Source organism: Cellulomonas iranensis NBRC 101100 = JCM 18110 (assembly GCF_001552375.1).
In the GTDB taxonomy this organism is placed as follows: Bacteria; Actinomycetota; Actinomycetes; order Actinomycetales; family Cellulomonadaceae; genus Cellulomonas; species Cellulomonas iranensis.
On record NZ_BCRB01000008.1, the window covers coordinates 1 to 13,704 of the forward strand.

Sequence of the window (13,704 nt, forward strand, 5' to 3'; positions counted from 1 at the left end):
GGCCGCCGCGTCCGCGGCCGCCGCGGTCGCCGGGCCCGCGGCGCGGCGGCCCGCCGGGCAGCTGACGGCGCAGGAGCTGCGCGAGGTCGGGGTTGATGGGCGGGTCGACGCCGGGGTCCGTGGGGTCGACGTGGCCCGCGTACAGCTCGAGGAGCCGGTCGTCGACCATGACGTGCTGCCCGAGCGGCACGGGGCGGTGCTCGCTGACGACGACCGTGGTGTCGCCGCGCACGGTCGCGAGCCAGTCGCCGAACTCCTCGGCGTTCGACACGGTCGCGGACAGGGACACGAGCTGCACGTCGTCGGGCAGGTGGATGATCACCTCTTCCCACACGGGCCCGCGGAACCGGTCGGCGAGGTAGTGCACCTCGTCCATGACGACGTACCCGAGCCCGGTGAGCGCGGGTGACCCGGCGTACAGCATGTTGCGCAGGACCTCGGTGGTCATGACGACGACGTCGGCGTCGCCGTTGACGTTGGTGTCGCCGGTGAGCAGGCCGACGCGGTCGGCGCCGTGCACGCGCGCGAGGTCGGCGTACTTCTGGTTCGACAGGGCCTTGATGGGTGTCGTGTAGAACGCCTTGCGGCCCGCGGCGAGCGCGAGGTGGACCGCGAACTCCCCCACGACGGTCTTGCCGGCGCCCGTGGGGGCGGCGACGAGCACGCCGCTGCCACGCTCGAGCGCCGCGCACGCCTCGACCTGGAAGTCGTCGAGCGGGAAGTCGAGGCGGTCGCGGAACGTCGCGAGCTCGCCGCGGTCGGCCCCGGCGCGGCGGCGTGCGGCGGCGTAGCGCTCGGCGGGCGACGGCTCGGCGGGGCTGGTGGTCCGGGCCGCGGGTGCGGCGGCGGACGTGCTGCGGGTGCGGCGGCGACGGGAGGGCACGCGCCCACCCTAGGCACGCCGTGCCGGTGCGCTAGCCGAGCACGCCGAGCGCGCCCGGCACGACCTCGACCTCGAGCGGCAGGGCTCCGAGGTGCTCGCCGTCCGCGAACGCGGCGGGCGGCGCGGGGCCGAGGTCGGGCGCGTGCTCGACCGTGACGCGCGACCCCCGCAGGACCTGCACGCGCGGGTCGTGGACGTGGCTGCCCCGGTACAGGCGCGGGAAGAGCCCGACGACGTCGCGGCGCGTGAGCGGTCCCGCGACGACGACGTCGAGCAGCCCGTCGTCGGGGGTCGCCCCGGGTGCGACGCGCAGGCCGCCGCCGAACCACGCGGTGTTGGCGACCGCGACGACCGTGCCGGGAGACTCCCAGAGCGTGCCGTCGACGCGCACGCGGTACCCGTAGGGCCGGAACGCCGCGAGCTCGGGGACCAGGGCGCGCACGTACCGCGCGTGGCCGTGCGGCCAGCGCAGCGTGTTGGCCCGCGCGTTGGCGGCCGCGTCGACGCCGCACGACAGGACGCCCGCGTACCAGCGGACCTCGCCGTCGCCCCTGCGGGTCACGCGGACGGCGTCGACGCGGCGGGCGCCGGTGCGCAGCGCGCCGTCGAGGACCGCGACGGCACGGTCGGCGTCGCCGCGCGGCAGGCCGAGCGCGCGGGCCACGTCGTTGCCGGTGCCGACGGCGACGATCCCGAGCGGCAGCGCGGTGCCGGCGACGAGGCCGACACCGAGGTGCACCATGCCGTCGCCGCCGACGACGACGAGCGCGTCGAGGCCCTCGGTCACGGCGGCGCGCGCACGGTCGGTCGCCTGGACGAGGCTCGGCGCGGACAGGTCACGGACGGTGTGCCCGGCGCGCGCCAGCAGGCGGTGCGTGCGCTCCCCCACGACGCCGCCGCGACCGTCGCCCGCGACGGGGTTGACCACGAGGCCGAGCGTGCTCACGCGGTGCCCGGTGCGGCGCCGCCACCTCGCGCGTCGGCGTCCTCGCCGGGCATCGTGCCGTCGAGCCGCGGCAGGCCCTGCGCGACGAGCCGGCGGTCGAGCCGGCGGTCGTGCAGGTGGCACACGCCGATCGCGACGAAGAACAGCACGCAGATGGGGATCGCCACCACGATCATCGAGATCGCGTCAGGTGTGGGCGTGGCCACGGCCGCGAACGTGAACGCGATGACGACCGCCCACCGCCAGCCCGCCAGCCAGGCGCGTGCCCGCACGAGCCCGGCGAAGTTCAGGGCGACCATGACGACCGGCAGCAGGAACCCGACGCCGAACGCGAGGACGATGCGCATGACGAAGCTGAGGTACAGCTGCGCGTCGACCCAGTTGGTGGTCTCGGCGGGGGCGAAGTCGGTGAGCAGGCGCACCGCGTTGGGCAGCGCCCAGAACGCGAGTGCGGCGCCCGCGAGGAACAGGGGCACGCCCGCGGCGATGAACCCGACCGCGTAGCCGCGCTCGCGGCGCGTGAGCCCCGGCGTGATGAAGGCCCACAGCTGATACATCCACCACGGGCTCGTGCCGAGCACCCCGAGGAACAGCGAGACCTTGATCTGGACGTCGAAGGCCGTGGCGACGCCCTGGAAGTTGAGCGACACGGTGTCCCCGCGCCGGGCGGCGACGTCCAGGATGGGCCGCTGCAGCAGCTGGAACACCGGGTCGTAGAAGAACCAGCCGACGACCGTGCCGACGACGAGCCCGACGGCGATGAGCGTGAGCCGCCGGCGCAGCTCGCGCAGGTGCGCGCGCAGCGGCATCCGGCCGCCGTCGGCGGCGGGCGTGCGGGTCACGGGCGGGTCAGGAGCGCGGCGCGGCGGGCGGTGCAGGCGGCGGCGGGGGGACCTCGGAGCCCTCGGGTGCCGTGGTGGCGACCGGGTCGGGCGCACCCGGGGCCGGAGGCGTCGTCGTGGAGGTCGTCGTCGCGGGACCAGGCGTGGCGGGTGCGGACGTCGACGTGCCGTCACCCGTGAGGTCCTGCATCTCCTTCTTGAAGATCTTCAGCGACTGCCCCATGCTCCGCGCCACTCCCGGCAGCCGGTTCGCGCCGAACAGCAGCAGGACGACGACGAGCAGGATGACGGCGTGCGTCGGGGTGAGCCTCATGACGAGTCCGTTCCCTCGGATGGGTGGCGGTGCTGACCGGTCCGAGTCTACGGGGTGGCCCGGGGTTGTCGAAGCGCTTCGCCGGGATGCGTCCCGATTCGTGACCTCCGCGGGGGTGACCGCCGGCCTCAGCCGAACCAGCGGCGCGACGCGTCGGCGACGGTGTCGCGGTGCCGCGCACGTCGCTGCGCGCGCTGCCGGCGGCGCACCGCGCGCAGCTCCTCGAGCCGCGCACCGAGCACGTCGGCGTCCGCCCCCAGGGTGGGGCGGATCTCCTGCTGGGCGTCGCGGGCGCGGGCCTCGAGCTCCGCGGCCTGCTGCGACACGCGCTCGGCCACCTCGCCGGCACGGGCCAGCTCCTCGCCGAGGCCCACCAGGGAGCGCCACAGGCGCCGACCCAGCAGGAACGCGCCGCCGAGCGTGCCCAGCACGAGCAGCGTCCACACGGTGAACCAGAGCACGTCAGACCTCCCCCGCGCCCAGCAGCGGCGCGTAGGCGTCGAGCGCCGCACGTGCGGCCGCGGCCGTGTCCTGCGCCACCTCGACGGGGCGCACGTCGAGCACGTCGTCCGCGACCTGCAGCAGCAGGTGCCGCAACCACGCGGGCTGCACGACCCGCAGCTCGACCTCGAACGACCCGTCGCCGCGCTCGTGCGTGCGCTCGACCGGCACGGACTCGGCCACCCAGCGCGCGCGGCCCGCGAGCCGGACGGTCACGAGCTCGCCCGACGCGTCCGGCTGGAACACGTCGGCGTCGGCCGCGACGTCGTGCGACTGCGCCGCGTCGGGCAGCACGGTCGCCTCGACGACGCGGTCGAGGCGGAAGAGCCGCTCGGCGTCGGCCGCGAGCGACCACGCCAGCAGGTACGAGCGGTCGTCCTCGCTCACGAGGCGCACCGGGTCCACGTCGCGCTCGGTCACGACGTCCGACGCGTCCACGTACCGCAGGCGCAGGCGACGCCGCTCGGCGAGCGCCGTGCCGATCGCGGCGGCCACCGCGGGCGCCGCGCCGACCTGCAGCTCGACCTCGACGGGCGCCGCGGCCGTGGCGTCGCCCGTGGCGGCCTGCACCTTGGCGAGCACCGAGTCCAGGGCCGCGGCGCGGTCGGCGTCGAGCGCGGGCCGCAGCGCGGCGAGCGAGCGCAGGGCCGCGAGCAGCGCGACGCCCTCGCGAGGCCCCAGGCGCAGCGGGCGGGTCATGCCGCGCGACTCGGTCAGCCGCACGACGCCCTGCTCGTAGGACGCGGCGTCGAAGTCGATGAGGTCGTCCGGCAGGTAGCCCGGCGTGCCCGTGACCCACAGCGTGTCGATGTCGGCCATCACCTGCTCGGGCGGGACGCCGAACTGCGCCGCGAGCTGCTCGACGGGCACGTCGTCGTGCCGTTCGAGGTACGCCACGATCCCCAGCATCCGCACCAGGCGGTCGCTCGCGCGCTCAGGCACCGCGCACCTCCTCCACGCCGCCGCTCACGCGCGCACCCGCGCGGTCGAGCGTCGCGGCGACCCGCAGCATCCCCACGACCTGGTCGCGCACGTCCGCCGGCTCGAGCACGACCACCGCGTCGCCGTACCCGACGACCTCCTCGGCGAGCTCCCAGCCCAGCCGGTACGGCACCGCGACGAGCTCACGCCCCGCGAGCACGCGGTCGGCGCCCACGGGCAGCGTCACGTCGGGCGGCACCGGCACGGCGCGGGCGCGCACGGCACCGGCGCGCTCCGGGGTCACCGCCAGCAGCGCCGTGCGCTCGGGCCCGTCGCCCACCCACGCGCGCGACGCGTCCGCGAGCTCCTCGGGCGTCGGAGCCGTGAACCCCCCGGCAGGGCCGAGCGGCCGCACGGCCCCCCGGATGCGGCTGAGGCGGAAGGACCGGCTCGCCCCGCGGTCGCGGTCCCGGGCGAGGAGCACCCAGCCGCCGCGGCGCGCCAGCAGCTTCCACGGCTCGACGCGCCGCTCGCGCACCTCGCCCGTCGTCGCCGCGTGGTACGTGAAGCGCACGGCCTGCCGGTTCTGCACGGCGTCGACGAGCGGTCCGAACGCGTCGCCACCCGCACGCACGCGCGGCGCGAGACCCGCGACCAGGTCGGCCGCACCCGGCTCGGCACCGACGGCGCGCAGCTTGGTCAGCGCACGCGTCGAGTCGGCGCGCAGCGACTGGTCCTGCCACACCTGCGCGGCGAGCGCGAGGACGCCGAGCTCGGCGGCCGTGAGCTCGACGGCGGGCAGCGACCAGTGCTCGACGTCGATGCGGTAGCCGATGTCGTCGCCGTGCCCCGCGTGCGTCACCGTGAGCACCGGGATGCCCAGGTCGCGCAGCGTGTCCTTGTCGCGCTCGAACATCCGCTCGAACGCGTCGTCGGAGCGCGCGTCGCCGTACCCGGCCACGGACGAGCGCACCTGCTCCTTCGTCATCCGGCCCGGCGTGTTGACCAGGGCGATGACGAGGTTGAGCAGGCGCTCGGCGGGGGGGATCGCGGGGGGCATCGGGCACCACGGTAGTCGCAGCGGGCGCCCCGCCCGACCCGGTGACGTGCGGCGCGCCGGTACCGTGGGCGCGTGATCGCGTGGCGTGCCGGAGTCGTGACGGAGTGCCGGGCCCGGTGGGACGGTGCGTGCGAGTCGACCGTGGCCCTCGAGGGCGAGGACCGCACGGTGCGTGCGCTGTCCTACCCGCACCTCGTGGGCGAGGTCGTGCCGGGCGCGCGCGTGCTGCTCAACGTCACCGCGCTGGTCCGCGGGCTCGGCACCGGCGGGTACGCGCTGGTGGTCGCCCGCACCGACGCGCTCGTGCCCGACCCGCTGCCCGGACCGGGTCACCTCGTCAAGGCGCGGTACACGCCGCTGCAGGCGATGGTCCTGGGGGTCGACGACCAGGAGTCCCCGCACCACGACGTGCTGCGCGACGCCGACGACCTCGCCGGGATGCCCGTCGTCGTGGCGGACCTGCACTCGGCGCTGCCCGCCGTGGTCGCCGGTGCGCGCGCCGCGGCCGCGACCGCCGGGCGCCCCGCGCCCCGCGTGGTGTACGTCATGACCGACGGCGGTGCGCTGCCGGCGTGGTTCTCGCGCGCGGTCGACGCCCTGCGCACCGCGGGGTGGATCGACGCGTGCGTGACCACCGGCCAGGCGTTCGGCGGCGACCTCGAGGCCGTCACCGTGCACACCGGGCTGCTCGCCGCGCGGCACGTCCTCGACGCGGACCTCGTGGTCGTCGCGCAGGGCCCCGGGAACCTCGGCACCGGCACCCGGTGGGGCTTCTCGGGCGTCGCCGCCGGCGAGGCGCTCAACGCGGCCGCGACCCTCGGCGGTCGGCCCGTCGCGTCGCTGCGGGTCTCGGGCGCCGACGCGCGCGAGCGGCACCTCGGGGTGTCGCACCACTCCCTGACCGCCTACGGGCGCGTCGCGCTCGCGGCCTGCGACGTCGTCGTGCCGGCCTTCGCGCCCGACCTGCCGGGCACGCCGCAGGACCTGCTCGCCGAACCGGGGTCGGGTGCGTGGGCGGCGCTCGCGGACCGGGTGGACGCGCAGGTCGCGACACTCGTGGCACCGCGGGGGCGGCACCGCGCGGTGCGCGTCGCCGCCGACGACGCGCTGCTGGACGCGTTGCGCGAGGCCCCCGTGACGCTGTCGACGATGGGGCGGCGGCTGGACGCGGACCCGGCCGCGTTCCTCGCGGCGGCCGTCGCGGGCGTGCACGCGGTGCGCGCGGGCTGACGGTCCGCTCCCCCGGTCGGACGCCGCGGCCGAGCGTGCGGGGCGACCTGGTCGCTCGTCGGGCCCGCGCGCGGCCGTCAGTCAGTCGTCGCGGGCGGTCGTCGTCCGGCGGGCCACGAGCGTCGCGAGGCGGCGGGCCTCCTGCTCGGCGAACGCGCCGTCGGCGCGCTGCACGCCCATGACGGCGAGCGTGTCGCCGTCGGCGAGGTCGAGCTGCACCCAGGCCCGGCCCTGACCGAAGCGCACCGAGACGATCTGCGCCCAGTCGACGTGCGTCGTGACGAGGAGGTTCCGCACCAGCAGACCCGTCGCGTCGGGCACCGCGCGCACGGACGCCTGCCGCCAGCAGAACCACGCGATGAGCAGCCCGAACAGCGCGAACCCGGTCTGGTCGAGCGGTGCGAGCCCCGGCATGGTCAGCACCAGCACGGCCGTGAGCGCGAGCACGACGACGGCCACCGCGAGCGTCACGACGCGCGCGAGGCGCGGGCGGAACGGTGCGGCGAGCGCGTCGTCGGGCGTGGGCACGTCAGATCCGGCAGGCGAGGATGGAGGTCACGAGGATCGCGCGCGCGCCGACGTCGTACAGCGCGTCCATGACGCGGTTGGTCTGGCTGCGCGGCACCATCGCGCGCACCGCGGCCCACTCGCCGTTGTGCAGCGGCGACACCGTGGGCGACTCGAGGCCGGGGGTGATCGCGACCGCGTCGTCGACGAGGTGCAGCGGCACGTCGTAGTCCATGAGGACGTACTCGCGCGCGGTCAGCACGCCCTGCAGGCGCCGCGTGAGCGTGTCGAGCCCCGCGGGCTGGTCGACGTCGGCGCGCCGGATGAGCACGGCCTCGGAGCGCAGGATCGGCTCGCCGAAGACCTCGAGGCCCGCGGCGCGCAGCGTCGAGCCGGTCTCGACGACGTCGGCGATCACGTCGGCGACGCCGAGGCGGATCGCGGACTCGACGGCGCCGTCGAGGCGCACGACGGCCTCGGGCTCGACGCCGCGCTCGCGCAGGTACGCCGCGACGAGCTCGGCGTACGACGTCGCGACGCGCAGCCCGGCGATCTGCCGCGCGTCGGTCAGGCGACCGGCGGCGCCGGCGAACCGGAACGTCGAGCGCGCGAAGCCGAGCGGCAGGTGCTCGACGGCCTCCGACGCGGAGTCGATCAGCAGGTCGCGGCCGGTGATCCCGACGTCGACCGTGCCGGCGCCCACGTAGACGGCGACGTCGCGGGGACGCAGGAAGAAGAACTCGACGTCGTTGTCCGGGTCGGGCAGCACGAGCTCGCGGGAGTCGCGGCGCTGGCGGTAGCCCGCCTCGCGCAGCATCTCGGCGGCGGGCTCCGACAGCGAGCCCTTGTTGGGGACGGCGATCCTCAGCACGGTGTCCTCGGGTGGTTCGGTGGGGTGAGGTGGGGGCGCGTCACAGGTGCGTGTACACGTCCTGCAGCGTCAGGCCCTTGGCGAGCATGAGCACCTGCAGGTGGTACAGCAGCTGGGAGATCTCCTCGGCGGCGCGCTCGTCGGACTCGTGCTCGGCGGCCATCCACACCTCGGCGGCCTCCTCGACGATCTTCTTGCCGATGGCGTGCACGCCCGCGTCCAGCTCGGCGACCGTGCCCGAGCCCGCGGGGCGGGTCGTGGCCTTGTCGGACAGCTCGGCGAACAGCGCGTCGAAGGTCTTCACGACCGACCAGCCTAGACGCGCGACGGCGCGGGTCGCGCCGCCGTCCACGTCCGCGGACGTGCGGACGTCAGGCGGTCGGGACGCGCTCGTCCACGGCGTCGGCCGCGGCGGCCGTGTCCCGGGCGCGCCACCACACGACGAACCCGTAGAGGACGACGGCGCCGTAGACCGCGTAGAGCACGGCCGACGGGTAGTACCCGGCGGACAGCAGCAGCGGGACGCCGACCGCGTCGACCGCGATCCAGATGAGCCAGAACTCGATCCAGCCGCGGGCCATGCCGTACGTCGCGAGCATCGAGCCGACGAAGATCCACGCGTCCGCCCACGGGCCCCACGAGCCGAGCGCCGAGAACACCGCTGCGCACGCGGCGGTGCCGACCACGGCGACCGAGCCGATGAGGAGCCAGCCGGAGCGACCGGCCCAGCGGGGCACGACCGCCGGTGCGTCGGCGTCGCCGCCCGCGGCCGCGGCCCGCTGCGCGCCGCGCCACCGCACCCAGCCGTACACCGACACGATGACGAAGAACACCTGCCGCCCGGCCTGGCCGTACAGGTCGGTCTGCTGCGGCGTGTGGAACACGCCCCCGAGGAACACCGTGAACAGCAGCACGTTGCCCACGACGCCCACGGGCCACGCCCACACGCGGCGTCGCAGGCCGCCGACCGCGGCCGCGAGGCCGAACAGGTTGCCGACGATCTCGCGCCACAGCACGTCGTACCCCGCGACCGTCAGCGTCGCGTCGAACAGCCAGCCGAGCGGGCCCACGTCACAGCCCCCGCAGCGCGACGACCGTCGCGACCGCGGCCTGCGCGGCCTCGGCGCCCTTGTCCTCGTGGGACCCGGCCAGCCCGGCGCGGTCGAGCGCCTGCTGCTCGTCGTCGCACGTGAGCACGCCGAAGCCGACGGGCACGCCCGTGCGCACAGCGACGTCCGTGAGGCCCACGGTCGCGGCCTGGCACACGTACTCGAAGTGCGGCGTGCCCCCGCGGATCACGACGCCCAGCGCCACGACGGCGTCGGCGTCCTGCGCGGCGCGCGCCGCGGCCACGGGCAGCTCGAACGTGCCGGGCACGCGCACGACGCGCACGTCCGTGACGTGCGCGTCGTCGAGCGCTCGGCGGGCCCCGGCGATCAGGCCGTCCATGACGGTCGTGTGCCAGCTCGCGGCGACGACCGTGACGCGCAGCCCGGTGCCGTCGACGTCCAGGGTGGGCGATCCTGCGCCGCTCATGCCAGCTCCTCCAGGGGGTCGAACGCGTGGTCGGTCGTGTCGGCGCCCACGGTCGTGGGCGCGGCGTGCACCGGGTCGACCCGCACGGGGTCGCCGGGCGCCGGGGTCCCGGACGCACCGGGGGCGTCCGGTGCGTCGTCGAGGTGCAGCAGGTGCCCCATGCTCGTGGCCTTGGTGCGCAGGTACGCCTCGTTGTGCGGGGTGCGTCCCACCTCGAGCGCCCGCACCTGCGTGACCTCGACGCCGTGCGCGCGCAGGCCCGTGACCTTGGCGGGGTTGTTCGTCAGCAGGCGGACGCGGCGCGCGCCGAGGTCCGTGAGGATCGCGGCGGCCGCGCCGTACTCGCGCCGGTCCGCGGGCCAGCCGAGGTCGACGTTCGCCTCGACCGTGTCGCGGCCCGCGTCCTGCAGCGCGTACGCCGCGACCTTCGCGAGCAGCCCGATCCCCCGCCCCTCGTGCCCCCGCAGGTAGACGACCGCGCCGCCCTCCGCGGCGGCGATCCGCAGGGCCGCGTCGAGCTGCGGGCCGCAGTCGCACCGGGCCGAGCCGAACGCGTCGCCCGTGAGGCACTCGGAGTGCACGCGCACCGGCGGCTCGTCGACGAGGCCCGAGGCCGCCACGAGCGCGACGTGCTCGTCACCCGTGCGCAGGTCGCGGTACCCGTGCACCCGGAACTCGCCGTGCGCGGTCGGCAGGTACGCGGTGTGCGTCGCGTGCACGCGCGGCTGCTCCGGGGCGGTGCCGGCGGCGGGTGCGACGTCGTCGTGCGTGAGGCGCCACGCCTGCAGGTCCGCGATCGTCAGCAGCACCAGGCCCGCCTCGGCGGCGATCGCCGACGCCTCCGGCAGCCGCACCATGCGACCGTCGTCGCGCACCAGCTCGGCGATCGCCCCGACCGGCTCCAGGCCGGCCAGCCGGCACAGGTCGACCGCGGCCTCGGTGTGCCCTGCACGGTGCAGCACGCCCCCGGGCACCGCGCGCAGCGGCAGCACGTGCCCGGGGCGGATCAGGTCGCCGCGGCCCGACGCCGGGTCGGCCAGCACGCGCAGCGTGCGCGCCCGGTCCGCCGCCGAGATGCCCGTCGTCACGCCCGTGGCCGCGTCGACCGTCACGGTGTACGCGGTGCGGCGCGGGTCCTGGCTGCTCGGCACCATGAGCGGCAGGTCGAGCGCGTCCGCGCGCTCGGCCGGCATCGGCGCGCACAGGTAGCCCGACGAGCGGCGGATCGTCCACGCCACCCACTCGGGCGTCGCGGACTGCGCCGCGAGCACGACGTCCGCCTCGTCCTCCCGGTCCGCGGAGTCCGCGACGAGCACGGGACGGCCCGCCCGCAGCGCGTCGAGCGCCTCCTCGACCGTGCCCAGGCGGACCTCGTCCCCGACCTCACCCGGCACGTGCCCGCTCACCGCAGCGCCCCGGACGTCGCGAGCAGCCGCTCGGTGTACTTCGCGAGCACGTCCACCTCGAGGTTCACCGGCGCGCCCGCAGCCAGGCTCCCCAGCGTCGTGACCTGCAGCGTCGTCGGTATCAGGGACACCCCGAACACGTCGTCGCCCACGTGCGTCACCGTCAGCGACACGCCCGACACCGCGACCGAGCCCTTCTCGGCGACGTACCGCGCGAGCGCCGGGTCGAGACCGATCTCGACCTCGTCCCAGCGCGGCCCCGGACGGCGCGAGCGCACCACGCCGACGCCGTCGACGTGCCCCTGCACGACGTGCCCGCCGTACCGGCCGCCCACCGCCAGCGCCCGCTCCAGGTTGACCCGGTCCCCCACGACGAGCGCGCCCAGCGCCGAGCGGCGCAACGTCTCCGGCATGACGTCCGCGACGAACGTGCCGTCACCCGGCAGCTCCGCGACCGTCAGGCACACGCCGCTCACCGCGATCGAGTCCCCCAGGTGCGCGTCGGACGTCACGAGGTCGCCCCGCACCCGCAGCCGCGCGTCACCCCCCGCGTCCGCACCGGCCTCCAGCGCGACGACCGTGCCCAGCTCCTCGACGATGCCCGTGAACATCAGCGCTCCTCCAGCGACGTGGCGGACGCGTGCGCGGCCGACCGGGGTTCGGGGGTCGCGACGACCAGCACGTCGGTCCCCAGCGGGTGGACCTCGCGCGGCACCAGCCGCACGGCGTCCTCGATCGAGCGCACGCCCAGGTCGCCCAGCGCGGCCGGCCCGGCGCCGAGCAGCACCGGCGCCACGTACGCGTGCACCTCGTCGACCAGGCCCGCCGCGACGAACGCCGCCGCCAGCGTCGGCCCGCCCTCGACCAGCACGTGCCGCACCTCGCGCGCGTGCAGCGCCGCGACGACCCGCTCCGGCTCGTGCGTGCGCAGCGGGACCAGCTCGCCACCCGGGCCGCGCAGCCGCGCGTCGGCGGGCACGTCCCGGTACCCGACCACGACCCGCAGCGGCTGGTGCTCCACGAGCGACCCGTCACCTGTGCGCGCCGTCAACGACGGGTCGTCGGCCAGCGCCGTACCCGTCCCCACGACGATCGCCCCCACCTCCGCGCGCAGCCCGTGCGCGTGCCGCCGCGCGACGTCCGACGTGATCCACCGGCTGCTGCCGTCCGCCGCCGCGACCCGACCGTCGAGCGACGCCGCGAGCTTCAGCGTCACGAACGGGCGCCCGCGCGTCACCGCGGGCAGCCACGCCCCCAGCGCCGCGACGCCCTCGTCCGCGAGCACGCCCGTGACCACCTCGACCCCCGCGTCGTGCAGCCGCCGCGCACCCCCGGCCGCGACCGGGTTCGGGTCCGCCACGCCCACCACGACCCGCGCGACGCCCGCCGCCAGCAGCGCCAGCGAGCACGGCCCCGTGCGGCCCACGTGGTCGCACGGCTCGAGCGTCACCACGGCCGTCGCACCCCGCACGTCCGCGCCGCGCTCGCGGGCGTCGGCCAGCGCCGCGACCTCGGCGTGGGGCGTGCCCGCCCCCCGGTGCCAGCCCTCCCCGAGGGCCGTGCCGTCGGCGGCGAGCAGCACGCAGCCCACACGCGGGTTGGGCCCCAGGGGACCGCGCGACGCGAGCTCCAGCGCACGCGTCATCGCGGCCAGCTCGCACGGGCGGACGTCCGCCGTCGTCGTCACCATGCCCCGCACCTCCGTCGCCTCGACAGGCTCCGGGGTGCACGGGCGTACGACGCACCGTCACGGCGCGCGCAGGGGCGCACCGTGCACGCGTCTCCTCCCATCCGGACTTTCACCGTCGGTCCTGGAGTTCCACCAGGTCAACCGCTCGCCCCTCGCGGGGCTCACGGGTCGCGGACTGTCACCGCCGGCTCGGACTTTCACCGACCCCGGAGCACGTGTGTGTTCTGCAACGATGATGCCACAGCGGTCATTCCCGCCACGCGCACCGCCCACGACCGCACGGGACGCCCCGTCAGCGGCTCTGCACCGCGCGCCGCGGGCGGCTCACGCCTCGGTCGTCGGGTGCTCCGCGAGCGAGCGCAGCGCCGCGATCTCGCCGGCCACGTCGTCGGCGCCGTAGACCGCCGAGCCCGCCACGAACACGTTCGCCCCGGCGCGCGCGATCCGCCCGATCGTGTCGCGCGACACGCCACCGTCGACCTGCACCCAGGTGTCCGCGCCCGCCGTGACGATCGCCTCACGCGTGCGCCGCACCTTCGCGAGCGTGCCCTCGATGAACGCCTGACCGCCGAACCCCGGCTCGACCGTCATGACGAGCACCATGTCGACCTCGGCCAGCAGGTCGAGGAACGGCTCGACCGGCGTGGCCGGGCGCAGCGCCACCGACGCACGCACGCCGCCCGCCCGCAGCTCGCGCGCGAGCCGGACCGGCGCCTGCGTCGCCTCCGCGTGGAACGTCACCGACCGCGCACCCGCCTCGGCGTACTGCGGGGCCCAGCGGTCCGCGTCCTCGACCATGAGGTGCACGTCGAGCGGCACCGGGCTCACCTCGGCGATCCGCCGCACCACCGGCAGGCCGATCGTCAGGTTCGGCACGAAGTGCTGGTCCATGACGTCGACGTGCGCGTAGTCCGCCGTCGCGATCCGCTGCAGGTCGCGCTCGAGGTTGACGAAGTCCGCGGACAGGATGCTCGGGTTGATCAGGACGGGTGCCACGG

At 76.3% G+C, this 13,704-nt stretch carries 17 protein-coding genes and 1 riboswitch; of the genes, 1 reads left to right on the forward strand and 16 read right to left on the reverse strand.

Annotation, left to right across the window (positions count from 1 at the left end; translation table 11 throughout):
* From CS2_RS02405 to CS2_RS02435, 7 genes are all read right to left on the reverse strand, one after another.
* A partial coding sequence (locus tag CS2_RS02405) for a DEAD/DEAH box helicase (protein WP_156441961.1) occupies nt 1–883 on the reverse strand: 883 nt, incomplete at its 3' end.
* Nucleotides 884–914: 31 nt separating this feature from the next.
* Nucleotides 915–1,829, reverse strand: a complete 915-nt coding sequence (locus tag CS2_RS02410; RefSeq protein ID WP_070318744.1) for a diacylglycerol/lipid kinase family protein — start codon at nt 1,827–1,829, stop codon at nt 915–917.
* Nucleotides 1,826–2,638 carry a twin-arginine translocase subunit TatC gene (gene tatC, locus CS2_RS02415; protein WP_070318792.1) on the reverse strand — a complete coding sequence of 271 codons (813 nt, stop codon included), beginning with the start codon at nt 2,636–2,638 and terminating at the stop codon, nt 1,826–1,828. The genes CS2_RS02410 and tatC overlap by 4 nt, the downstream gene beginning before the upstream one ends.
* 40 nt (nt 2,639–2,678) lie before the next feature.
* The gene (gene tatA / locus CS2_RS18395) at nt 2,679–2,984 is read right to left on the reverse strand and encodes a twin-arginine translocase TatA/TatE family subunit (RefSeq protein ID WP_046530526.1); all 306 of its coding nucleotides are present in this window, start codon (nt 2,982–2,984) and stop codon (nt 2,679–2,681) included.
* Between the two features lie 128 nt (nt 2,985–3,112).
* Nucleotides 3,113–3,445, reverse strand: a complete 333-nt coding sequence (locus tag CS2_RS02425; protein ID WP_070318745.1) for a hypothetical protein — start codon at nt 3,443–3,445, stop codon at nt 3,113–3,115.
* Nucleotide 3,446: 1 nt separating this feature from the next.
* Complete coding sequence (locus CS2_RS02430) at nt 3,447–4,427, reverse strand: helix-turn-helix transcriptional regulator (protein WP_070318746.1); 981 nt, start codon at nt 4,425–4,427, stop codon at nt 3,447–3,449.
* The gene (locus CS2_RS02435) at nt 4,420–5,466 is read right to left on the reverse strand and encodes a helix-turn-helix transcriptional regulator (RefSeq protein WP_070318747.1); all 1,047 of its coding nucleotides are present in this window, start codon (nt 5,464–5,466) and stop codon (nt 4,420–4,422) included. Before CS2_RS02435 ends, CS2_RS02430 begins: the two co-directional genes overlap by 8 nt.
* Nucleotides 5,467–5,538: 72 nt before the next feature.
* On the opposite strand from CS2_RS02435, the gene CS2_RS02440 reads away from it, so the two are divergent.
* Nucleotides 5,539–6,696, forward strand: a complete 1,158-nt coding sequence (locus CS2_RS02440; RefSeq protein ID WP_070318748.1) for a DUF3866 family protein — start codon at nt 5,539–5,541, stop codon at nt 6,694–6,696.
* Between the two features lie 81 nt (nt 6,697–6,777).
* On the opposite strand, the gene CS2_RS02445 is transcribed toward CS2_RS02440, so the two are convergent.
* The 9 genes from CS2_RS02445 to rpe form a co-directional block, all read right to left on the reverse strand.
* Complete coding sequence (locus CS2_RS02445) at nt 6,778–7,224, reverse strand: PH domain-containing protein (protein WP_046528392.1); 447 nt, start codon at nt 7,222–7,224, stop codon at nt 6,778–6,780.
* A 1-nt stretch (nt 7,225) separates the two neighbouring features.
* Nucleotides 7,226–8,074, reverse strand: coding sequence for an ATP phosphoribosyltransferase (hisG, locus tag CS2_RS02450; RefSeq protein ID WP_046528391.1), 849 nt, complete (start codon nt 8,072–8,074; stop codon nt 7,226–7,228).
* A 40-nt stretch (nt 8,075–8,114) separates the two neighbouring features.
* The gene (locus tag CS2_RS02455; protein WP_046530525.1) at nt 8,115–8,378 is read right to left on the reverse strand and encodes a phosphoribosyl-ATP diphosphatase; all 264 of its coding nucleotides are present in this window, start codon (nt 8,376–8,378) and stop codon (nt 8,115–8,117) included.
* Between the two features lie 67 nt (nt 8,379–8,445).
* Complete coding sequence (gene pnuC / locus CS2_RS02460; RefSeq protein ID WP_046528390.1) at nt 8,446–9,144, reverse strand: nicotinamide riboside transporter PnuC; 699 nt, start codon at nt 9,142–9,144, stop codon at nt 8,446–8,448.
* A 1-nt stretch (nt 9,145) separates the two neighbouring features.
* Nucleotides 9,146–9,610, reverse strand: a complete 465-nt coding sequence (gene ribH / locus CS2_RS02465; RefSeq protein WP_070318749.1) for a 6,7-dimethyl-8-ribityllumazine synthase — start codon at nt 9,608–9,610, stop codon at nt 9,146–9,148.
* The gene (ribA, locus tag CS2_RS02470; protein ID WP_233421040.1) at nt 9,607–11,016 is read right to left on the reverse strand and encodes a GTP cyclohydrolase II; all 1,410 of its coding nucleotides are present in this window, start codon (nt 11,014–11,016) and stop codon (nt 9,607–9,609) included. The genes ribH and ribA overlap by 4 nt, the downstream gene beginning before the upstream one ends.
* Complete coding sequence (locus CS2_RS02475; protein WP_070318750.1) at nt 11,013–11,627, reverse strand: riboflavin synthase; 615 nt, start codon at nt 11,625–11,627, stop codon at nt 11,013–11,015. The genes ribA and CS2_RS02475 overlap by 4 nt, the downstream gene beginning before the upstream one ends.
* A complete protein-coding gene (gene ribD / locus CS2_RS02480; protein ID WP_070318751.1) occupies nt 11,627–12,706 on the reverse strand; it encodes a bifunctional diaminohydroxyphosphoribosylaminopyrimidine deaminase/5-amino-6-(5-phosphoribosylamino)uracil reductase RibD in 1,080 nt (359 codons plus the stop codon). Before ribD ends, CS2_RS02475 begins: the two co-directional genes overlap by 1 nt.
* Before the next feature lie 85 nt (nt 12,707–12,791).
* Nucleotides 12,792–12,925, reverse strand: a riboswitch (FMN riboswitch).
* 105 nt (nt 12,926–13,030) lie between these two features.
* Nucleotides 13,031–13,702, reverse strand: a complete 672-nt coding sequence (gene rpe, locus CS2_RS02485; RefSeq protein WP_070318752.1) for a ribulose-phosphate 3-epimerase — start codon at nt 13,700–13,702, stop codon at nt 13,031–13,033.
* Nucleotides 13,703–13,704: the final 2 nt, after the last annotated feature.